Origin of the sequence: Gracilibacillus caseinilyticus (assembly GCF_022919115.1) — a bacterium.
Taxonomy (GTDB): domain Bacteria; phylum Bacillota; class Bacilli; order Bacillales; family Amphibacillaceae; genus Gracilibacillus; species Gracilibacillus caseinilyticus.
In genome coordinates this window covers 4,445,162-4,465,555 of the sequence record NZ_CP095072.1, presented here as the reverse complement: position 1 = coordinate 4,465,555, position 20,394 = coordinate 4,445,162, and the positions used below count along the sequence as shown (strand labels likewise).

The window sequence follows — 20,394 nt, the reverse complement described above, 5'->3', positions numbered from 1 at the left end:
TACATTTCATCAACAAAAAGAAGCTTTTTTTACATTTTTTCCATACCATGATTTTTAAAGCGGTGTTTCGGGAATATTACCGATAGGGAGTGGGACTAAATGAAGAATATTTTAAAACCAACCTTTCTTTTTTTGATAGCAGGATTCGTTCTTTTATTTCTGACAATGTCTTTGTTTATCGAACTAGCAGATGATGTATTAGAAAATGAAAAATTCAAAATCGATCACTATTTTCAAGAGGTGCTCACTTATACGGCAAATGATACCTTGTACCAGTGGATGACGTGGATAACAGAGGCTGGATCGGTACCCTTAATAGCAATTAGCTCTGTGATTGTAGCGGTATTGTTATTAATATTCACGAGTAATAAATGGTACAGTATTTTATTTAGCTTGAATATGATTGGGATCAGTTTATTAACAAAAGTGTTGAAAATGGTATTCCAGCGGAATCGACCAGAACTGATTGCGGCGTTTGATGGTACAGGCTATAGTTTTCCCAGTGGGCATTCGACTGGGGCTGTTGCATTTTACGGATTTCTGATTTATCTGGTCTGGAAACTTGTAACGAACCGAGCAGTGAAATGGTGTATTATCCTTTTGCTAGGGATGTTAACCATCGCTATTCCTTATAGTCGTGTTGTATTAGGTGTGCATTTCTTTACCGATATAATGGCAGGAATAGCTCTGGGGCTATCCTGGTTAATTATTTGTATTTTTACCATGGAATACATGCTATGGCGTGCAAAGAAACGGCAAGTTTAATTAGATGCTCCAGCTATCATTTCTTGCTATACTAAATTGGTAAAGTTAAAAAGGGGGGAATAATCATGAAACAACTATTTAGCCCAATTAAAATAAAGAATTTAGATCTAAAAAATCGCGTTGTGATGCCTCCGATGTGTCAGTACTCTGTAACTGCGGAAGATGGCACACCGAATGATTGGCATTTTGCACACTATGTCAGCAGAGCGGTTGGAGGCACAAGTTTAATTATTGTGGAAATGACGAATGTTGAACCAGATGGACGAATTTCGAATAATTGTTTAGGATTATGGTCAGACGCACAAATTCCAGCATATAAACGCATTGTGGATGGTGTTCATGCACAGGGTGCAAAAATTGCGATTCAGATTGCGCATGCAGGGCGAAAAGCAGAAGACGCAGAGAAGCCTGTAGCACCATCTGCCATTCGTTTCAGTGAAAAATATAAAGAACCACGTGCACTATCTGCTGCGGAAGTAAAAGACATGGTCGACAAGTATAAGCAAGCAGCTCGTCGTGCAGTGGAAGCAGGCTTTGATTCCATCGAATTACATGGGGCACATGGCTATTTGATCCACCAATTTCATTCTCGTTATACAAATAAACGGGAGGACGAATATGGAGAGTTGACTCGTTTTGGTACAGAAGTGATTCAAGCAGTAAAAAGTGAAATGCCAGCAGATATGCCACTGATTCTTCGTATATCTGCCACTGAATTTGTGGAAGAAGGTTATACATTAGAAGGTGGAATCGAAATAGCTAAAGTATACAAAGAAGCTGGTGTTGATATTTTTGATATTAGCGCGGGCGGTGAAGGAGCGATTGCGCCTTCTCGTAACCCAGGCTCCCATGCAGGTTATATGCTTCCTTTTGCAAGAGCAATGCGTGAAGCGTTGGATGTACCCGTTATGGCTGTTGGTAATTTAGAAACTCCACGTCTGGCTGATGCAGTAATTGGAAACCAAGATGCCGATTTCGTTGCTGTCGGTCGAGGCATGCTTCGTGATCCGTATTGGACGATCCATGCCGCACATGAACTGGGTCAAGATATCAAAGTACCTGTTCAATATGAGCGAGGTTTTGCTTAAAAGATTGTGAAAGTGGCCATTAAAGATAAAAAGTGGCCATAAAAAGATAACGAGGGGATATGTGATAGTGTGGAATTTAGACCTTGTATTGATTTGCATCAGGGCAAAGTAAAACAAATTGTAGGTGCGACATTAAATCAGGAAAAGGAGCAAGTCATTGAAAATTATGTATCCACCTATAATAGTAGTTATTATGCTGCTAAATTTCGTGACGATCAGTTAACAGGTGGGCATGTTATTATGCTTGGTGGTGGCAATAAGGAAGCAGCCATCGAGGCACTTCAGGCATATCCAGATGGGTTGCAGATCGGTGGGGGTATTACGGCGGATAATGCTTTAACCTTTCTGAATGCTGGTGCTTCCCATGTTATTGTCACATCTTATATCTTTCAGGATGGCGAATTAAAAATGGATAGACTGCGTCACTTAGTAGATAAGATTGGCAAGGAACGTTTAGTGATTGATTTAAGCTGTAAAAAGAAGGATGGCAAATGGTTTGTCGTGACAGATAAATGGACGAAGTTTAGTAATATTGAAATCACGGCTTCTACAATAAAAGAGTTAGAACAGTATTGTGATGAATTTTTAATCCATGCAGCCGATGTGGAAGGCAAGCGAGCAGGCATAGCAGAAAACCTGGTTAGTATACTTGCTGACTATGTGACGATTCCAACGACATATGCAGGTGGTGTCCGTTCGCTTGAGGATTTAAAACTTTTTGAACAATTATCGAAAGGAAGACTGCATGTCACGATCGGTAGTTCGCTAGATATATTCGGTGGCGACTTATCCTATGATCGAGTCGTTGAATATTGTAAGGAATAGTAAGTGACCGGGACGTAACAAAAGTGTGAAATCGAACATTCAAGACATATCACAACTTACTGTTCTAGATACAAGTAATACGACGTAGAAGAAAAATGAAAGAATCCTTGAGGCAATTACCCCAAGGATATTTCTTTTAATAGGGATCGGACGGATGTCCCATTTCTTCCGCGTCATGCATGGCATCTTCCATCATTTCTTCTTTGCTTTCCACTTCTGATTTTAATCCTTTTTCGACACGAGCGCCGTATTCCTTATCGCATTTATAGAACATATCCAGCATTTTGTCCTGGATATCCTTGTGACAGCCTAATAAGGCAGATACTAAATTGTTAATCAGGTCATCTTTTTCCCAGTCATTCAGTCTGCGGTAAGTTTCGCCTGCTTGTCCAAAATTATTTTCCCGGGAAATAGCCTGACGTTGTAAACGACCTTCTACATGTGGTTCATGTTCTACACCTGCATTTTTGGCCTCTTTTAAGCCAGCAATGGTAGATGGTTCGTAATCGACATGAGGGTTTTTAAAGTCACCATAGTCCTGTCTGAAGTCCATCATTCCACCAGTCTGATTCGTCACCACATTCTTGTGAGGTTTATTCACCGGTAATTGCAAATAGTTTGCGCCTACTCGGTAACGTTGAGTATCAGAATAGGAATATGTTCTCCCTTGTAACATCTTATCGTCGGAGAAATCAAGACCATCGACTAAAACCCCTGTACCGAATGCAGATTGTTCTACTTCTGCATGAAAGTTCTCCGGGTTTCGGTTTAATACTAATTTCCCAACCTTATGCCATGGATAATCATCTTTGTACCATAACTTTGTAGCGTCTAATGGATCAAAATCCAATTCAGGATGTTCACCATCTTCCATTATCTGCACATAAAGCTCCCATTCAGGATAATCGCCATTTTCAATCGCTTCATATAAATCTTGTGTTGCGTGATTGAAATTCTCTCCCTGAATTTTGTTGGCTTCCCCTTGGGTAAGATTTTTAATACCTTGGACAGGTTCCCAGTGATATTTTACCAGAACTGCTTTCCCGTCATGATTAACCCATTTATACGTATGAACACCAGATCCCTGCATATGTCGATAGGTAGCCGGAATTCCCCAAGGAGAGAAGACAAAGGTGATCATGTGCATTGCTTCAGGAGACTCACTGATAAAATCAAACATACGCTCAAGATTCTGTACATTGGTTACAGGATCTGGTCGAAATGCATGAATCATGTCCGGGAACTTTAACGGATCACGGATAAAAAAGATCTTTAAGTTGTTCCCGACAAGATCCCAGTTACCATCCTCAGTGTAAAATTTAATCGCAAACCCTCTGGGATCGCGTAATGTCTCTGGTGAATGCTTACCGTGCACCACCGTAGAAAAGCGAAGGAAAACAGGGGTTTGGGTTTCGGTATTGGTAAACACTTTGGCACGAGTATAATTGGAAATTGGTTCGCCATTAACTGTACCGTACGATTGAAAGTAACCGTAAGCACCCGTCCCTCGAGCATGGACAATCCGTTCTGGTATTTTTTCACGATCGAAATGACTGATTTTTTCAATGAAATCATAGTTTTCAAGTGTGGTTGGTCCACGATTTCCGACAGTACGGACATTTTGATTGTCTGTTACCGGATGCCCCTGCTGGTTAGTCATCGTTTCTTTACCATGGTTTTCTTTTGGTTTTTTGTCCATTATGTACCCTCCTTTTTATTCGTATATATTATGACCCTTGCACTAAAGCTTATTCGGTCTGTTTGCTTCAAAAATCATATGTTTTATTCTGCTTTCATATACTTTATAATTAAGGAAAGTTGGAAGAAGGTGACGAAAATGGAATATGCAATTTACCAGATGGACGTAATTGTTGCGAACCCTCAAGCAAATCGTGAGAAGATTAAACAGTGGTTCGAAACAGACGTGACAAGTACAAACATTGACACAGTTGTTTTACCAGAAATGTGGAATACCGGATATGCATTGGATCGATTAGAGTCTATAGCAGATGATGATGGAGCAGTCACCATTCCCTTTCTTTCAGACCTGGCAAAGAAATACCAGGTCAATGTAATAGGCGGATCAATCGCTAATCGTAAACAGGACGGAATATATAACACGAGTTTTGTTTTTAATCGCCTAGGGGAACTTGTGCACCAATACGATAAAATTCATTTAGTGCCGATGCTGGATGAACCGAAATATTTAAAGGGCGGTTGTGACAAAGGGGAATTCTTTGAGCTGGATGGTGTGAAGATGGGGATCGTCATCTGTTATGATTTACGATTTCCAGAATTAATAAGATCTTTGGTATTGCAAGGAGCGGAGGTGATTCATGTAGTTGCGCAATGGCCAGCATCCAGACGAACCCACTGGCACTACTTACAGTTTGCACGGGCAATTGAAAACCAGTGCTATATGATAGCAGCTAATGCCAGTGGAAGATGTGATGGCACTGATTTCGCCGGAGAGTCCCTTGTAATCAGTCCATCCGGTGAAGCTATTGCTACAGGTCCCGCCCGACAAGAGGCGACTATTCAAGCGGAGATAATGCTTGAGGATGTTCGAAAGATCCGTAACGAAATACCTGTTTTCACAAGCAGGGTACCTTATTTATATGGAGAGTGATCAGATGATAAATTTTGAATACTCAGATGCTTTGCAGAGATTACCGGAACAATTTTTTGTGAAATTAGTCAAGACGACACAAGCTCTTGTCAAGCAGGGGCATGATGTCATCAATTTAGGGCAAGGTAATCCCGATATGCCTACACCAGACTTTATTGTAGAGGCATTACAAAAAGCAAGCACGAATCCTTTGTATCATAAATACTCCCCATTTCAAGGCTATCCTTTTTTAAAGCAGGCGATTGCTGATTTCTATCAACGAGAATATCAGGTAGATGTTGATCCAGAAACAGAAATAGCAATCATGTTCGGTTCGAAAACAGGCTTAGTAGAAATTAATCAGTGTCTGCTTAATCCGCATGATAAAGTGCTTGTTCCCGATCCTGGCTATCCGGATTACATGTCCGGGGTCGCGTTGTCAAATGCCGAGGCCGTACACATGCCGTTGCGAGAGGAGAATGAATTTTTACCAGACTATGAGGAGATTGCAGAGCAGGATTTAGAGGAAGCGAAGTTAATGTTTCTGAATTATCCAAATAATCCAACTGCTGCTACAGCAACAAAGGACTTCTTTGATGAGACGATCGAAATGGCCGAAAAATACGAAATTTGTGTCGTTCATGATTTTGCCTATGGAGCAATCGGTTTTGATGAAAAGCCGCAAAGTTTTTTGCAGTCTCCAGGGGCTAAAAATGTCGGTGTGGAAATGTATACGTTATCGAAGACGTATAATATGGCAGGATGGCGTGTCGCTTTTGCTGTAGGGAATCCATCGGTTATCAGTGCGCTGGAACTGATACACGACCATTACTATGTCAGTATCTTTGGGGCGATTCAAGCTGCTACTAAAGCGGCACTGGATAACGGGCAAGAGTCGATCCGGTCATTAAATCGAGTATATGGCGAACGCCGCGATGCTTTTTTGGAAGAAGCGGCCAATATCGGTTGGCACGGAGGGAGTGCTAGTGGTTCTTTCTTTGTCTGGATGCCGGTAGCAGATGGGCATTCCTCTGAATCATTTGCAAAGCTGTTACTAGAAAAAACGCATGTAGTCGTTGCCCCTGGAAATGGTTTTGGAGATGAAGGGGAAGGCTATGTCCGTATTGGATTATTAGAAAAACCTGAACGGTTACGCGAAGCATGTAAACGAATTGATAAGCTGGGATTGTTCTAGTTTATAAATGGTAATGCGTTGAAACGAACTTGCAATTAGAAAATGTTTGGATGAGAGAAAGAATTTTGTTAGAGAAAGTAGTACCTTGAAAATAGGTTATTGGTAGTGAACGATTGATGAACGGTTCCGATGTTGAAAAAGGCCCGGATAGAGATATCCGGGTCTTTTTCGTAAGCTTCAGACAAATTGCATAAGAGATTCTGCCAAGATCAAAAAAATAGAAGTATGCTAAACAAGTGTTGAGGAACATTTTGAAATGTTGTGAGCGATATGATGTTTATTCTGGTGACTGACGTAGTTCCTCACCGTTTTTTCCTTGATAACGCAAGCCCCATCCTGTTATGGCTGCAATGAGCATAATCACAACCAGGAACCAGCCCTGGAATACGAATGGGAATACGGCTGTAGGTGAGACAACTGGCAGCCATTCATATGTCTCTGTCATCGAACTAATCGTCGACCACCCTAATAATACCGGCGCTCCCCATGGGAAAATATAACCTAATGCAGACGTGATGGCATCAAGCATATTTGCTCTGCGATAGCTGTGGATTTTATACTTTTCACCGATCTCACGAACGAATGGTGCTGCTGCAATTTCGGCTGCGGTATTGATAGTGATGGCACTATTTAATAACGCTACAATAGCCCACATGGACAACTCTGCTCGTCGAATGGAGTTTTTGATCCACGTGACTAACGTTGTTGTAATAGTATTCATTGTGCCGCCTAAACGCATGATATGAGCAGCAGCTACAATTAATAAGATTAAAATCGCCATGTTCACGTAGCCAGAAATTCCATTAATTAATGCTCCTTCAACGATTTGATCGGAATCCGGATTAAACTGAATCACATCCGAAATCGAGCCTATAGGAAATAAAATAATCATTGTGATCGCAACGATAATTCCCCACGTTAAAGACGTGATAATATGTTGACCGGAAATAGCAAGTGTAAGCACGATAACAAATGGAACTAACATAAATAAGCCAGAAGGATTTGTTGTCGAGGAAATATTTGCTTGCTCCTCTATGGATCCACCACTTCCGAATATGATAAACAATAATAATGTCGGGATTGCTGCTGCAACAGCATATTTAAAACGACTACGAACTACACCAGGCACATCTGCATCCTGTGTAGTAGCAGATACAATCGTTGTATCAGAAACGGGTGCAAGGTTGTCACCAAATACTGCTCCTGCTAATATCGCCGCAAAAAGAATGGTTGGATCTGCACCAGTCGCCACACCGGCAGGGAACATTAGCGTACAAAAAGCTACAGTAGTTCCATAGCCAGTTCCGACAGCGGTTGAGAAGATTGCCGCAAGAATGAAGGTTAAGCCAACAAACCAGCCTCCTGTAAAACCAGTCTCTATGCCAATCCACACCAGCCCTTCTACTAAGCCGCCAACCTGTAGCAGCTGAGCAAACATTCCGGCATAAAACCACGCTACCATGGCTATTACACCGATTGGCTGCGCTAGTCCATCAAATAATCCTTGCGCATAATCTGCCCATTTACTTTTACAAAAAAATAATCCTAAGGTAATTCCAATAATAGCACCGAGAACAAGTCCTATTTCGGAAGATAATTGCAATACACTAGTCGTGATAGCCCATATGACGAAAAACAATAAAGGAATTGCAGCACCAAGGGCACCTAAACGGAATTGAAGTGAATTTATTTTAGTATTTCCAGTAGCACGTGATAATGCACTATCTTGTTCCATGATATATCCTCCTTCAAAAATAGAAAACATTAAATATTGTATCATAGTTCGGATATGATGAGAATCATTCAATCACAGGAAAATAATGAAAACCGTTATCGTGATCGCAAGTACCTGAGCAATGCGCTCTGAATATCAGCAGCAATAGAAGAAAAACGAATATAAGACAACAGGTCTAACGTATAAATCGGGAACGATAATTCTAATTTTTTATTAGAGTCATTGTTCGATTTTCGTATGAGCCGCAGTTTAACTGTGTGTCTATATGAATAAAACTAGATCTCTTCACACAAAAAACCAGGAGTTGATGTATTGGGAGGAAACATAGATGAGTAAGATTACGATTTCGCAATTTTTTGCCATATTACTATTAGGTACAGGCTTGAGTAATCATGTTATTGTGGTACCACTGTTACTTAATGCGGCAGGGCGAGATTCGTGCTTGGTTTCAAGATTTGTCACATTAAAGGAAACAACGATGTGGACGGATGAAACTAATCTATTTCAAACGCCCACTATCCTTATCGCTGCTTTGTTAATTGGTGCTTCCTTTTATATTTCACTTGATAATGTCAAAGTGATAGCTATATGCGCCCCTTATTTCTATGCAAGTTTAGAATTGATTTTACGGTTTATTGGATTGTTTATTGCTATTTTTCTTCCGGCATTTTGAATCGCTTTATAGACATTTAATATGGATCAAATTCCGTTCCCGTTACTGGCGACAATAGCTGCATCAAGGATTGGTATACCGTTCAGCGTAACGAGAGTTGTTATTAATGATTGGACTTTTTGAATTATATAGAGAGGCTGGCGTTCGATTGCCGAAAGCAGTAGGACAAGCCATTGCGGTTGTAGGTGGTGGTTTAATTGTCGGTGATGCAGCGATACGAGCAGGATTTCAAGCAATATGGACTAGAACCGGGGTAGTAAGTATTTTCTATTGTGAGGCTTCCTTCCATTCAGTCCTTGGATGTGTGGTGACAACGGCAACGGGGACTAATAAACAGAAGGCCACTTTATTTATCACTTATCAACCTAAGAACGATAGGAAACCTCAGCAAAATTCATACTTTATATTGTCCCCCTTATTCATAACTGAAAATTAGTAACAGACTCATTGACGTCATCCAAATCATAATTTTTGTAAGATAATATGACAAATCAATAGTAGAAACCCTCTTTGTTATGCTAGCGTTGACAATGAAAGAGAAAATCAGGACAGGGAGGATGGATTGTGAAGCTTTCACCGGTTGAACAAGAGAAATTACTACTCTTTGTTGCAGGCGAATTAGCCGAGAAACGTAAAAACAAAGGAATAAAATTAAATTATCCAGAAGCAGTTGCATTAATTAGTTGTTATTTACTAGAGGGGGCTCGTGAAGGAAAAACCGTCGCCCAATTAATGCAGGAAGGTAAACACGTACTGACAGCGGATGATGTCATGGAGGGCGTGTGCGAAATGGTAGAAAGTGTCCAGATTGAAGCAACATTTCCCGACGGTACCAAGTTAGTCACAGTACATCAGCCGATATCCTAGGAGGGATGGAAATGATTCCTGGTGAATGGAAACTAGCGAAAAAAGATATTGAGATTAATAGAGGCAGAATGACAAAAACAATCAAGGTTTCAAATAAGGGAGATCGTCCCGTACAAGTTGGTTCTCACTTTCATCTTCCTGAAGTTAACCGTGAGCTTTCGTTTGACAGAGAGTGTGCAATCGGGATGCGTCTTAATATTGCTGCGGGCACAGCGGTTCGTTTTGAACCGGGGGAAGAGAAAGAAGTAGAGCTCGTCGAAATTGCTGGTCACAAAAAAGTATACGGCTTAAATAATTTAACAAATGGTAGTGTTACAGAAAAAGTGGCCATTGTAAAACAAATCAATGAAAAAGGATTTTAGAAGGGAGCGGTAATCCGTGCGACTTTCCAGACAGCAATATGCCTCATTATATGGTCCAACTACAGGTGACCAAATCCGTTTGGCAGATACGGAGTTATGGATAGAGGTAGAGAAGGATTATACGACATATGGTGATGAGAGTGTTTTTGGTGGAGGAAAAGTACTGCGTGATGGCATGGGCCAAAGTGGTACCCATACGAGAGATCAAAATGTATTGGATTTGATTCTGACCAATGCACTTATCCTGGATTATACCGGTATTGTCAAAGCGGATATTGGCGTGAAGAACGGTCGGATCGTTGCGATCGGTAAAGGGGGTAACCCGGACGTAATGGAGGGCGTGACTGATAATATGGTAGTTGGTGCATCTACGGAGGTCATCGCTTGTGAAGGGAAAATTGTAACAGCAGGCGCGATTGATGCTCATATTCATTTTATCAGCCCACAACAGATCAATGTTGCTTTAGCAGCAGGCTATACGACGATGATTGGTGGTGGTACTGGACCCGCAACAGGTACCAATGCAACAACTTGTACACCGGGTGAATGGAATATCCATCGAATGTTAGAGGCGGCCGAAGAGTATCCGATCAATATCGGATTCTTAGGAAAAGGAAATGCTTCTTCTCCCGATCCTCAACGTGAACAAATTAGAGCAGGAGCAGTTGGCTTAAAACTGCACGAGGACTGGGGAACAACGCCAGCGGCGATCAGTCAATGTTTGGCAGTAGCAGATGAGCTGGATGTGCAAGTAGCTATACATACCGATACATTGAATGAAGCAGGCTTTCTGGAGGATACGGTCAATGCCATCGGACAGCGAGTGATTCATACGTATCATACAGAGGGTGCTGGCGGTGGTCACGCCCCGGATATTATGAAGATAGCATCACTGCCGAATATATTACCTTCCTCAACGAATCCGACGAGGCCATATACAATCAATACGATTGATGAACATTTGGACATGTTGATGGTTTGTCATCATTTAGATCATAATGTTCCAGAAGATGTCGCATTTGCTGATTCACGGATTCGTCCTGAAACGATTGCGGCAGAGGATATTCTGCATGATGAAGGGGTTATCAGTATGATTTCTTCTGACTCACAAGCCATGGGACGGATCGGGGAAAGTATTACACGAATCTGGCAAACCGCAGATAAAATGAAAAAACAACGTGGTTTTTTAAAGGAAGATAAACAAACAGAAAATGACAACTTCCGTGCGAAGCGTTATGTGGCAAAGTACACCATTAATCCAGCGATTACCCATGGGATGAGTGAGGAGATTGGCTCGCTTGAATCTGGTAAACTAGCGGATATTGTGATTTGGGATCCGAAGTTTTTTGGAGTAAAACCCGAAACGGTTGTGAAAGGAGGCATGATTGCGTATGCACAAATGGGTGACCCGAATGCATCCATTCCAACTCCGCAGCCAGTCATGATGCGTCCGATGTTCGGTTCATTAGGGAAGGCCAAATACAATATAGCGATTACTTTTATTTCACAAGCAGCATATGAAGGGAAAGTTCATCAATCTCTGGGGCTATCCAAAATGATTCGGCCGGTCAGAAATTGTCGGAATATTCAAAAGAAAGACCTGCCGTTAAATGGTGCAACTCCTTCAATTGAAGTCGACCCGGAAACATATGAAGTGAAATTAGATGGTAAAATTATTACCTGTGAGCCTTTTTCAGAAGTTGCCATGGCGCAACGATATTTCTTATTTTAAGAGGGAGAGTTAAGATGCTAACGAAACAAATTATTGCCAACATTGAAAATCAGCCAAAAAAACACCCTAACCGTGAATGGGTGGAGTTGGACTGGGATGAATTGAATAAAAGAATTTTAAGAAAAACAACGGATAAAGGTACAGATGTTGCGATTGCCTTAGAGGAAAAAACACCATTAAAAGTTGGAGACATTGTCTACGAGGATGAACAGAAACAAATCGTTATTAGGACTAAGAAAGAGAAAGTATATGTCGTCTATCCGGAATCGATCGTACAGATGGGCAAAGCGGCATTCGAATTGGGTAACCGTCATACACCATGTCTGATCTCTGAATCAGAAATAGTTGTCCGTTATGATGATACATTAGAACGACTGTTTGATGAAGTAGGTGTAAAATATGAAGCAACAGAACGACGATTTACAAAACCTTTCAAATACAGAGGGCATCAGCACTAAGTTTCTGTATTTAATGCATATTCACGATTCTGCCTTCCCGATTGGCAGCTATACGCATTCATTCGGAATGGAAACCTTTATTCAATCAGATACGATTCGCACGAAGGAAGATCTCTTTCATTTCTGCCAAATGTATCTTCATGAAAATGTCGCCTATACCGATGGGATATTTGTGAAAGAAACATATGTCACCGAGGATATCTCAGCATTAATTAGATTAGATAAAATTTGTGATGCCAGCAAAAATGCGGAAGAGACGAGAGAAGCAAGCAGCATGATAGGCAAGCAGTTTGTAAAAGCGGTGTTGCCCGTCAGTGAGACGCCAGCACTAGAAAAATGGTACCAATTACTGCAAGAAAAGCAAGTGTTGTCGCATTTTCCAATTGTATACGGCTTGTATGCAAAAGACTTGGCCTTTGATTTATATACAACTGTATTGACTTTTTTGTACTCCTCTGCGGTAGGACTTGTCCATAATGCGGTTCGTGCGATTCCGCTTGGCCAAAAGGCAGGGATTGAAGTCATACACCGCTTGATTCCTGAGATGGAAAAAGCCGCAAAAAAAGTACTGGAACGATCATTGGCAGACTTATCGAATCATGCTGTCGGACTGGAACTAGCTTCGATGCAGCACAAATATTTAACATCGAGATTATTTATATCGTAACGAAGGGAGAAATGTTTATGAAACCAGTAATAGTTGGGATAGGTGGACCAGTGGGGTCAGGTAAGACGTCACTTGTAGAAAAACTGACTAAGGAAATGGTGAATCAATACAGTGTTGCTGTCATCACCAATGATATTTATACAAAGGAAGATGCGCAATTCTTGATTAAGCAAGGTATTTTGCCTGAAGAGCGTATTATCGGGGTAGAGACAGGAGGCTGTCCCCATACGGCTATTCGTGAAGATGCTTCGATGAATTTTGAAGCAATTGATGAGTTGAAACGTCGTTTTGATAACTTAGATATTATTTTGTTGGAAAGTGGTGGCGATAATTTATCTGCGACCTTCAGCCCGGAATTAGTGGACGGGTATATTTATGTAATTGATGTTGCGGAAGGTGGAGACATCCCGAGAAAAGGTGGACCAGGAGTTACCAGATCTGACCTTTTACTAGTGAACAAAATCGATTTGGCACCGTATGTCGAAGTGGATCTTGAGAAGATGAAAGAGGACGCCAAGGAAGCAAGGAAAGAACGTCCTTTCGTTTTTACTAATGTCAAAAAAGGTGAAGGCATTCCGGACGTGATCCAATGGATTCAGCATGCGATGTTATTGGAAGGAAGCGAAATCTCTTAAATGGATGGTCAATTAGCGCTTTATTTTACATTGCGCCAACAAAAAACGATCATGAAGGATGTTTACTATCAGCCACCTTTAAAAGCGAGCAGAGGGCTCTACGTTCATAACCCTGGTGATATCTCGGTATATTTGATGGAATCATCTGGTGGACTGGTAGCCGGTGATACGAATACGTTTGATGTGAAACTGGACAATGGTACAACGGTGACATTGCATCCACAAGCAGCTACGAAAGTATATCCTGCCTACAATGGCAAGCCAAGTAAGCAGCAAGTCCGGGTGAAATTGGCTGATAAAGCATCGCTAACATGGAAACGTGAAGAGGTTATTCCATTTGCTGAGAGTGATTTTTCTAGTCATACGATCATTGATATGAAGCGTGACAGTAAATTCTACTGGGAAGAAATATTATATCCGGGCAGGGAAAAAAGGGGTGAAACCTTCACCTTTCATGCCTGCCGGACACAACTCGAGGTATGGATGGAAGACGATTGTATTGTCTATGATCAATTAGTCTTACAACCTGACAAACAAGATCTTAAGCACGCTGGGGTGCTTGGAAACTATCATTATATTGCCAGTGTCTGGCTGGTCGATCAGGACGTTACATTAGATCCTGAAGCATGGAATGAAACGTCAGAAGATCATGTAGTCAGCACAACGCGCCTACGCAATGCTGGCTATTTAATCCGCTTCTTGTCCAACGATCTGCCGCGAGTCAAAAGAGAAATGGAGCGAATTGCAGAAAGCACAAAAGCAGTGAGAAATTAACACTGTTTTTGTGCTTTTTTTATGGTAAACATGTACAGTCATAGAAGTAATCATGCTGAACAGGAAGATGGGTTCCTATAATATGGATTATGTAAAGTAGAACTGTCTGAATCGTGATAATTTTGATAGTTTATATGTGCGTAGCAAAGCTCCGGAAATATGCTCCGCGTCCTGTGGGGCACGGCTTCAGCTAGGCTACTACTTGAACAACTTCTTTGCTGCCTTGTGCCGAGGAAGCCTGCTTCGAAGCAATACATACAGACACAGGCACAGACTAAGTGGATCTTCAGCTCGCGCTGACGCATGAGGAGTCTCCGCATATTTCCTACGCTTAAGTGAAGTGCTACAACGTATGGAACAGCTAAAAGCAGTCGTGCTAGGCATTGTATATCATCTAAATGAAGCAGATAGTACTCCATATCCTATCTGTCGCATTATTTGTGGAGCTATACATGAGCGTAGGCCAACCACGTAGACTCCCGCGGGACATGCAGGTGCGGAAGATCCACTTTGTGAAGTGCCCTTGTTCACAAAGTTAGCTTCAGCCGTGCCCCGCAGGACGCGAAGTGGTTGGCCGAAGCGGTATCCTTGCACATTAAACTTCTCAATATGAATGCTTGGCTAGTAATGTCTAGTTTACATAATCCATATTATAGGTAATTAGTATTAAATTGTTCATTTTTCTAAAAGCCACTCATCTAAAGAGATTGTTAGTTTGATGGATGACAGTATTATCAAGCTATATTTGCTATTGTCAGAAAAATCTGGCAAAAAGAGTGGTAGGTTTCCTTACATGACAATTGTTTGGTGAGAACATCTACATTATGCTAGTAATTGTTACTTTATCTAACTATTAAACAGTTTTCCGGAAAACAGAGAAACAAACATTGGAGGGGCAAAGATGCTATCATCAACAACTGGGTATTTAATTTTATTAATTTTTGGAGTATTTTTTACTGGACTTACGATCATCATGCAGAAACGTCGAAAAGAAAAAATGACAGCTGAGCAATTCAGTACGGCAGGAAGAAGTGTAGGAATTGGACTTGCCAGTGCTTCGATTATCGCGGCTTGGACATGGGCGGCAACTCTTATGATGTCTTCTTCAACAGGATTTAAGTATGGGATTAGTGGTCCTTATTGGTATGCAGCAGGTGCATGTATTCAAGTGTTACTTTTCGCCATTGTAGCGATCCACTTAAAACGAAAAGCACCAATGGCGCACACATTCCTGGAGTTTGTAGGGAAAAGATTTGATAAAAAAAATCATAAATTAATGATGGGCTTTGCCTTAATGACAAATATTATCGTTACAGCAATGGTTATTTTAGGAGGAGCAATTGCATTAAATTCATTAACCGGAATGAACATTTATGCTGCAGCATTCCTTATCCCATTAACCTTTACGATTTACACGATGATCGGCGGTTTAAAAGCATCGTTTATCGCAGACTATTTAAACACAGTTATGATTTTCGTTATTTTAACTATTTTTGCAACGGTAGTATATGTGAAATTTGGTGTGGATACGGTTTATGAGGGGTTAAAGGCGATTCCAGAACAAAATCAGATGCTAACAATGGCTTCGATTCCTGGTCTATTTTTTGGAATGATTAATATTATTGGTAATTTTGGAACAGTCTTCGTAGATCAGTCCTATTGGCAACGAGCGATCGCCAGTAAGGACAGTGCGGCATCAAAGGCATACATATATGGCGGGATTGCCTGGTTCTCCATTCCATTTGCGATTGCAACGTTTATGGGGGTAAGTGCGGCAGGTTTAGGTTTAAATATTGGTGATCCAGATGCTTCCGCTCCATTAATGGCACAGCATTTATTAGGGTCGGCCGGTTCTATCCTGTTCTTGGTTATGTTATTTATGGCTGTTATGTCAACAGGTGCGGCAGAATTAACGGCCATTACAAATATTATTGTAACGGATATTTACCGTAAATCAATTAATCCTAAAGCAAGCGGTCAACAGACACTAAAGATCTCTAGAATCGTAACATTAAGCTTTGGACTGGCAATGGGTTTATTGTCCGTTTTGCTGTTTAAAGTAGGGATTGGTCTAAGTTTTGTATACATGGCAATGGGAATCTTTGTGAGTGGTGCTGTGATTCCATTAACGTTAGGTTTAATGTGGAAGAAAGCAACAAGTACAGGGAATTTCTATGGCGCGCTAACTGGGATGATTTCCGGAATCATCGTATGGTTGATTACGGCCCAAGTGCGTTATGGTGGGATTTCAGTTGCTTCATTGGGTGAATTGCACTCAATGTTATTTGGAAATGTAACTGTATTTGTGGTGAGTGGATTCATTGCAATTGGGCATGGGTTAATTAGTAATCAGGAATTTGACTTTGATTCATTGAAAAATCAATTCCACAGCTTTGATGCAGAACAGGAAGATACAGAAGCCAAAGTAACAAAAGAGTCAGAATCGAAGGATGTGTTAGTGAATGGATAACAACAATCAATTGCTAAAAGATGCCAAGCTGTGTACAAGATGGGCATTTAGTTTAACTTTTGTCTTTATCATTTTGTTTCCTGGTATCATGTTTATTACTGGTTATGAGTACAGTCTGGCTTTTTTTAAGGGGTGGACCTATCTAGCTTTTACCTGGCTGATTATCGCTGGTCTCTATACCGCTATCCGGCCATGGGTAGAATATTATGTAGAAAAAAAACAGGCATAAAAAGAAGCACTGGGTCTTGTCCCAGTGCTTTTCGATGTTAAGAAGAATGAGCTCACCAATTAATAGTGTTTACCACAAGAGTGGCAAAATTTCTTCTTTGGTTTTAATTTACATGGATCAAAGTCGCGTAAGCTATCATGATGGTGTGGTTCTTTTTTACAGCAACAAATGATTTTAATGCAGCAATGATGAAAGTGATCATGGTGGTGTTTTTTGCAAGGATCATAATGGTGATAACACATTAAATCATCCCCTTTCTTCTTACACTACATCGTATGAACCTGTTATCGAAGAAGTGTGGACAGGACTCATAGGCATGGAAACATTGTTCGTACAGATTGAGAAGAATGGAATAATAAAAAACCATCTACTAATTAAATCAAGTAGATGGTTTTACTAGAATGGCTTCGTAATCATTAGCAATATAATCGTTAACAGCAGGGTATTTTCCACATATTCTATCCGTAATAATCGCTTTACGAGTTTGTGATACGATTCAGGAATATCGGTTAGATGTGGATCAGCCAGCATTTTTTTAATTGGTGCCGAACTCCTCTTTAACGCGGTTGGCCCAAGCATGAGAGCGAAAAAGTAGAGAATCAGACTTGTGATATACCAGCCTTGCTGAAATAACATTGGACGTAACATTCCCATCAATAATCCGGAGGCTAAAAGCAATATACCGCCAGACATGACGAAGATATGGAGTTTCTTTTTAATGGAAAAGGCATGACGGATTTCCGGTAATGTATTAGCTGATTTTACGATAGTAGTCAGAATAAATCCCGGTCCAATGCCGACGATCGCTGAAAAAATATGTATGACGACAATCCAGGAATAGATCGAATTCATCAAATCACCTTCTTACTAATCATTATAAACCTTTTGAAGAGCAAAAAACAGCATAAAAAAACTGGGCATAAACTAACGTAAGTATATACACAACTACCTATAATACGGATTATGTAAAGTGGAACTGTAAGACAAAGTGGTTATTTTGATAGATTTTATCTGCTTAGCAAAGCTCCTGAAATATGCCCCGCAGGACGCAAAGTGGTTGGCCGGAGCGGTATCCTTGCACTAACAATATTTCAAAATGCCTGCTAAGCTAGTTAACATAATCTGTATTATAAGAACCTATATTTTTATTTTCTTCATCTTATACCAAAAATTTCATATATTTCGAAGGTAAAAAATGGTTTAGAATGACATGAGAAAAATCATTCTAAACCACTCCATTAGTTAGTAAATAAATCAAAGCCTAATGCGGTTACTACGCCAAATATTAATGACCATGCTCCAATACTAACTGTGGACCATACCAATGTAGCTCGTTTTTTAGCGCCGAGTGTCATACCGATAAAGGCAGCGATATGTGATCCGATCAGAATTGGACCGAGCATGATCATTCCTGGTAAACCATATTTATTCCATAATTTCTTGGCTTTATTTTCACGCTTTGCCTGATTCTGATTATTCCGTTTCGCTCGCCATTGCTTGAATTTTTCGAAGCCGATGATGAGGGGGATGATGGTAACCATATTCCCAATAAAGGCTGTCACGATCACGATAATCGGGTTGAGTCCGGAAAGGATTCCGAATGGAATGACCAAGGCGATTTCAAACCATGGAATGGCAGCTCCTAAAAAGATTAATAGATATTCCCACATGACGTCACACTCCTGTCTGTTATTTGTTCGTGTTGATAGTTTTTAATCATTTTACTGGTAAAAAAAGTTGATGCTTTCACATCAACTTTTAAATCATTTAAGTAAAGACAGCAAATTCTCTTGTTAATCGATCGCAAAATTTTTCACAGCGATGAAGATCATCGTCTTGTGGGGTTAATTCGACTTTTAATGTGACGGCAAGTTTGGTGTGGACGTAGAGCATATCTCGAAATAAGTCAACCGCTCCACAATAATATGGGTAGAAACTGTCTCCAGTACCAAACACACCAGTTATCACTCGATCAAGGTCTTCGGTTTCAAAGGCTTCGAAGACCTCCTCCATTTCGAGTGGAAGATCACCGTTATCCCAGGAATACGTGCCAACTGTGACAATGTCGTAATTGTGTAAAAGGGCAGGGCGGAATTCATCTACAGGGATTAAATCTGTCTCGATATCACGCGCCGCCATTTTTTCACTAATAATCTCAGCAAGTGTTGAAGTGTTACCTGTAACAGATGTATAGATAATCGCTGCTTTCATTGAATGTCCCCTCCTTTTGTATCTGATATGGTGTAACTTACAACTCGTCGAATCCGTTGGAAGAAGATACTTTCGTATATGTTCTTGATTTTTGTTCGAAGAAATCAGATTTCGTTTCGTTCATCATTTCATCACTGAAAACATGAATCCATTCCATTGGATTGTCACGTTCTGGGTAATAATTATCCAGTCCGATCTGACGGAAACGTTTATTTGCTAAATACTCAACATAGCCATGGAATTCCTCGAGATCTATACCTTCAATATCTTTCAAAATGTAGTCGGCCCATTCTTTTTCTAGCTGTACAGCCTGATCAACTGTATTGTACACATATTGAATGTTCTCCTCAGTGTTCAATTCCGGATTCTCTGTTAACAAGATCCGTACGAACTGGGATACGAAATAAGCATGCTGCATTTCGTCACGCTGAATATAGCTGATCATTGTACTTGTCTTTAACATTTTTTGCTGACGAGCTAAATGATAGAAGAAAGCAAAACCAGCATAGAAGTAAATACCTTCTAAGTTGATGGAGTTGATCGCCAATTCAAACAAGCGCTGTGGTGTTGGACTCTCACGGAATGCTTCGTAACTGTCAAGGATCAGCTGATTTCGTTTTCGTACAATTGGATCTTCTTTCGCCTGTGTAAAGCGTTCATTCTGTTCACGCAATGGTACTAAGGAACTCAAAATATAAGAATAAGATTCATTATGAACCGCTTCTTGCTGTGAAATAACAGCGAAGATTGCTTTAAAGCTCGAATCGGTAACATAGTCCATTACATGTGTCATGGTTGGTGTCTGTAAACTGTCTAATGATGCCAGCTGTGTATTAATACGTAAGAAAATATCTTTCTCCGTATCGGTTAAGTTATCCCATTGTTTAATATCATCTTGCATATTAATTTCTTGTGCTTTCCAGAAATTCGCCAACAGCGTTTGATACAAGTCGTACATTTGTGGATAAGCAATATCATTCCAGTTTAATAGACCGGAAGATTCACCGTTTATAATACCTGTAGATTTATTTGGATATGTTGGATTTAATAGTTTAATTTTTGATAAAGGTTGATCGACTTGTGTCATGTGACACGTCCTC

At 40.5% G+C, this 20,394-nt stretch carries 22 protein-coding genes; 16 read left to right on the top strand and 6 right to left on the bottom strand.

Annotated features, from left to right (window positions below):
* The first annotated feature begins 99 nt into the window (after positions 1-99).
* From MUN88_RS21345 to hisA, 3 genes are all read left to right on the top strand, one after another.
* A complete protein-coding gene (locus MUN88_RS21345; protein WP_244719213.1) occupies positions 100-765 on the top strand; it encodes a phosphatase PAP2 family protein in 666 nt (221 codons plus the stop codon).
* Between the two features lie 65 nt (positions 766-830).
* The gene (locus MUN88_RS21340; protein WP_244719211.1) at positions 831-1,853 is read left to right on the top strand and encodes an NADH:flavin oxidoreductase/NADH oxidase; all 1,023 of its coding nucleotides are present in this window, start codon (positions 831-833) and stop codon (positions 1,851-1,853) included.
* A gap of 69 nt (positions 1,854-1,922) precedes the next feature.
* Positions 1,923-2,678 carry a phosphoribosylformimino-5-aminoimidazole carboxamide ribotide isomerase gene (hisA, locus tag MUN88_RS21335; protein ID WP_244719209.1) on the top strand — a complete coding sequence of 252 codons (756 nt, stop codon included), beginning with the start codon at positions 1,923-1,925 and terminating at the stop codon, positions 2,676-2,678.
* A 136-nt stretch (positions 2,679-2,814) separates the two neighbouring features.
* Here the strand turns inward: hisA and MUN88_RS21330 are convergent, their stop codons facing one another.
* Positions 2,815-4,377: a catalase gene (locus MUN88_RS21330; protein WP_244719207.1), complete on the bottom strand. Its 1,563-nt coding sequence runs from the start codon at positions 4,375-4,377 to the stop codon at positions 2,815-2,817.
* Positions 4,378-4,515: 138 nt separating this feature from the next.
* Between MUN88_RS21330 and MUN88_RS21325 the strand changes: the two genes are divergently transcribed.
* Together MUN88_RS21325 and MUN88_RS21320 are read left to right on the top strand one after the other, a co-directional pair.
* Positions 4,516-5,307, top strand: a complete 792-nt coding sequence (locus tag MUN88_RS21325; RefSeq protein ID WP_244719205.1) for a carbon-nitrogen family hydrolase — start codon at positions 4,516-4,518, stop codon at positions 5,305-5,307.
* A gap of 4 nt (positions 5,308-5,311) precedes the next feature.
* The gene (locus tag MUN88_RS21320) at positions 5,312-6,481 is read left to right on the top strand and encodes a pyridoxal phosphate-dependent aminotransferase (RefSeq protein ID WP_244719202.1); all 1,170 of its coding nucleotides are present in this window, start codon (positions 5,312-5,314) and stop codon (positions 6,479-6,481) included.
* 277 nt (positions 6,482-6,758) lie between these two features.
* On the opposite strand, the gene MUN88_RS21315 is transcribed toward MUN88_RS21320, so the two are convergent.
* Positions 6,759-8,216: a Na+/H+ antiporter NhaC family protein gene (locus MUN88_RS21315; protein WP_244719200.1), complete on the bottom strand. Its 1,458-nt coding sequence runs from the start codon at positions 8,214-8,216 to the stop codon at positions 6,759-6,761.
* 328 nt (positions 8,217-8,544) lie between these two features.
* Here MUN88_RS21315 and MUN88_RS21925 point away from each other — a divergent pair, with 328 nt between their 5' ends.
* From MUN88_RS21925 to MUN88_RS21265, 11 genes are all read left to right on the top strand, one after another.
* Positions 8,545-8,889, top strand: a complete 345-nt coding sequence (locus tag MUN88_RS21925; RefSeq protein WP_369809912.1) for a hypothetical protein — start codon at positions 8,545-8,547, stop codon at positions 8,887-8,889.
* Positions 8,890-8,995: 106 nt separating this feature from the next.
* The gene (locus MUN88_RS21920) at positions 8,996-9,325 is read left to right on the top strand and encodes a spore germination protein (protein WP_369809911.1); all 330 of its coding nucleotides are present in this window, start codon (positions 8,996-8,998) and stop codon (positions 9,323-9,325) included.
* Between the two features lie 128 nt (positions 9,326-9,453).
* Positions 9,454-9,756, top strand: a complete 303-nt coding sequence (gene ureA, locus MUN88_RS21305; protein ID WP_244719198.1) for an urease subunit gamma — start codon at positions 9,454-9,456, stop codon at positions 9,754-9,756.
* Positions 9,757-9,767: 11 nt separating this feature from the next.
* The gene (locus MUN88_RS21300) at positions 9,768-10,118 is read left to right on the top strand and encodes an urease subunit beta (RefSeq protein WP_244719196.1); all 351 of its coding nucleotides are present in this window, start codon (positions 9,768-9,770) and stop codon (positions 10,116-10,118) included.
* A gap of 16 nt (positions 10,119-10,134) precedes the next feature.
* Positions 10,135-11,850 (top strand): urease subunit alpha, encoded by a 1,716-nt coding sequence (gene ureC / locus MUN88_RS21295; protein WP_244719194.1) that lies wholly within the window; start codon positions 10,135-10,137, stop codon positions 11,848-11,850.
* Positions 11,851-11,864: 14 nt separating this feature from the next.
* Positions 11,865-12,308: an urease accessory protein UreE gene (locus MUN88_RS21290; protein ID WP_244719192.1), complete on the top strand. Its 444-nt coding sequence runs from the start codon at positions 11,865-11,867 to the stop codon at positions 12,306-12,308.
* Entirely contained in the window at positions 12,250-12,975 is a 726-nt protein-coding gene (locus MUN88_RS21285; protein WP_244719190.1) for an urease accessory protein UreF, read from the top strand. The genes MUN88_RS21290 and MUN88_RS21285 overlap by 59 nt, the downstream gene beginning before the upstream one ends.
* Before the next feature lie 17 nt (positions 12,976-12,992).
* A complete protein-coding gene (ureG, locus tag MUN88_RS21280; RefSeq protein WP_244719188.1) occupies positions 12,993-13,610 on the top strand; it encodes an urease accessory protein UreG in 618 nt (205 codons plus the stop codon).
* Positions 13,611-14,384: an urease accessory protein UreD gene (locus MUN88_RS21275; RefSeq protein ID WP_244719185.1), complete on the top strand. Its 774-nt coding sequence runs from the start codon at positions 13,611-13,613 to the stop codon at positions 14,382-14,384.
* Positions 14,385-15,285: 901 nt separating this feature from the next.
* Positions 15,286-16,854 carry a sodium:solute symporter family protein gene (locus tag MUN88_RS21270; RefSeq protein WP_244719182.1) on the top strand — a complete coding sequence of 523 codons (1,569 nt, stop codon included), beginning with the start codon at positions 15,286-15,288 and terminating at the stop codon, positions 16,852-16,854.
* Positions 16,847-17,083, top strand: coding sequence for a hypothetical protein (locus MUN88_RS21265; RefSeq protein WP_244719179.1), 237 nt, complete (start codon positions 16,847-16,849; stop codon positions 17,081-17,083). The genes MUN88_RS21270 and MUN88_RS21265 overlap by 8 nt, the downstream gene beginning before the upstream one ends.
* A 396-nt stretch (positions 17,084-17,479) precedes the next feature.
* Here MUN88_RS21265 and MUN88_RS21260 read toward each other — a convergent pair whose 3' ends face one another.
* The 4 genes from MUN88_RS21260 to MUN88_RS21245 form a co-directional block, all read right to left on the bottom strand.
* Complete coding sequence (locus tag MUN88_RS21260; protein ID WP_244719176.1) at positions 17,480-17,935, bottom strand: DUF2269 family protein; 456 nt, start codon at positions 17,933-17,935, stop codon at positions 17,480-17,482.
* A gap of 386 nt (positions 17,936-18,321) precedes the next feature.
* Positions 18,322-18,753 carry a small multi-drug export protein gene (locus MUN88_RS21255; protein WP_244719174.1) on the bottom strand — a complete coding sequence of 144 codons (432 nt, stop codon included), beginning with the start codon at positions 18,751-18,753 and terminating at the stop codon, positions 18,322-18,324.
* Between the two features lie 97 nt (positions 18,754-18,850).
* Positions 18,851-19,294 carry a flavodoxin domain-containing protein gene (locus MUN88_RS21250; protein WP_244719171.1) on the bottom strand — a complete coding sequence of 148 codons (444 nt, stop codon included), beginning with the start codon at positions 19,292-19,294 and terminating at the stop codon, positions 18,851-18,853.
* 37 nt (positions 19,295-19,331) lie between these two features.
* Positions 19,332-20,381 (bottom strand): ribonucleotide-diphosphate reductase subunit beta, encoded by a 1,050-nt coding sequence (locus MUN88_RS21245; RefSeq protein WP_244719168.1) that lies wholly within the window; start codon positions 20,379-20,381, stop codon positions 19,332-19,334.
* Between the last annotated feature and the right edge of the window lie 13 nt (positions 20,382-20,394).

Coding starts and splice junctions, on each gene's coding strand:
- MUN88_RS21345 (WP_244719213.1), top strand. CDS start 100: ATGAAGAATATTTTAAAACCAACCTTTCTTTTTTTGATAGCAGGATTC.
- MUN88_RS21340 (WP_244719211.1), top strand. CDS start 831: ATGAAACAACTATTTAGCCCAATTAAAATAAAGAATTTAGATCTAAAA.
- MUN88_RS21330 (WP_244719207.1), bottom strand. CDS start 4,377: ATGGACAAAAAACCAAAAGAAAACCATGGTAAAGAAACGATGACTAAC.
- MUN88_RS21325 (WP_244719205.1), top strand. CDS start 4,516: ATGGAATATGCAATTTACCAGATGGACGTAATTGTTGCGAACCCTCAA.
- MUN88_RS21320 (WP_244719202.1), top strand. CDS start 5,312: ATGATAAATTTTGAATACTCAGATGCTTTGCAGAGATTACCGGAACAA.
- MUN88_RS21315 (WP_244719200.1), bottom strand. CDS start 8,216: ATGGAACAAGATAGTGCATTATCACGTGCTACTGGAAATACTAAAATA.
- MUN88_RS21925 (WP_369809912.1), top strand. CDS start 8,545: ATGAGTAAGATTACGATTTCGCAATTTTTTGCCATATTACTATTAGGT.
- MUN88_RS21920 (WP_369809911.1), top strand. CDS start 8,996: ATGATTGGACTTTTTGAATTATATAGAGAGGCTGGCGTTCGATTGCCG.
- MUN88_RS21300 (WP_244719196.1), top strand. CDS start 9,768: ATGATTCCTGGTGAATGGAAACTAGCGAAAAAAGATATTGAGATTAAT.
- MUN88_RS21290 (WP_244719192.1), top strand. CDS start 11,865: ATGCTAACGAAACAAATTATTGCCAACATTGAAAATCAGCCAAAAAAA.
- MUN88_RS21285 (WP_244719190.1), top strand. CDS start 12,250: ATGAAGCAACAGAACGACGATTTACAAAACCTTTCAAATACAGAGGGC.
- ureG (WP_244719188.1), top strand. CDS start 12,993: ATGAAACCAGTAATAGTTGGGATAGGTGGACCAGTGGGGTCAGGTAAG.
- MUN88_RS21275 (WP_244719185.1), top strand. CDS start 13,611: ATGGATGGTCAATTAGCGCTTTATTTTACATTGCGCCAACAAAAAACG.
- MUN88_RS21270 (WP_244719182.1), top strand. CDS start 15,286: ATGCTATCATCAACAACTGGGTATTTAATTTTATTAATTTTTGGAGTA.
- MUN88_RS21265 (WP_244719179.1), top strand. CDS start 16,847: ATGGATAACAACAATCAATTGCTAAAAGATGCCAAGCTGTGTACAAGA.
- MUN88_RS21260 (WP_244719176.1), bottom strand. CDS start 17,935: ATGAATTCGATCTATTCCTGGATTGTCGTCATACATATTTTTTCAGCG.
- MUN88_RS21255 (WP_244719174.1), bottom strand. CDS start 18,753: ATGTGGGAATATCTATTAATCTTTTTAGGAGCTGCCATTCCATGGTTT.
- MUN88_RS21250 (WP_244719171.1), bottom strand. CDS start 19,294: ATGAAAGCAGCGATTATCTATACATCTGTTACAGGTAACACTTCAACA.
- MUN88_RS21245 (WP_244719168.1), bottom strand. CDS start 20,381: ATGACACAAGTCGATCAACCTTTATCAAAAATTAAACTATTAAATCCA.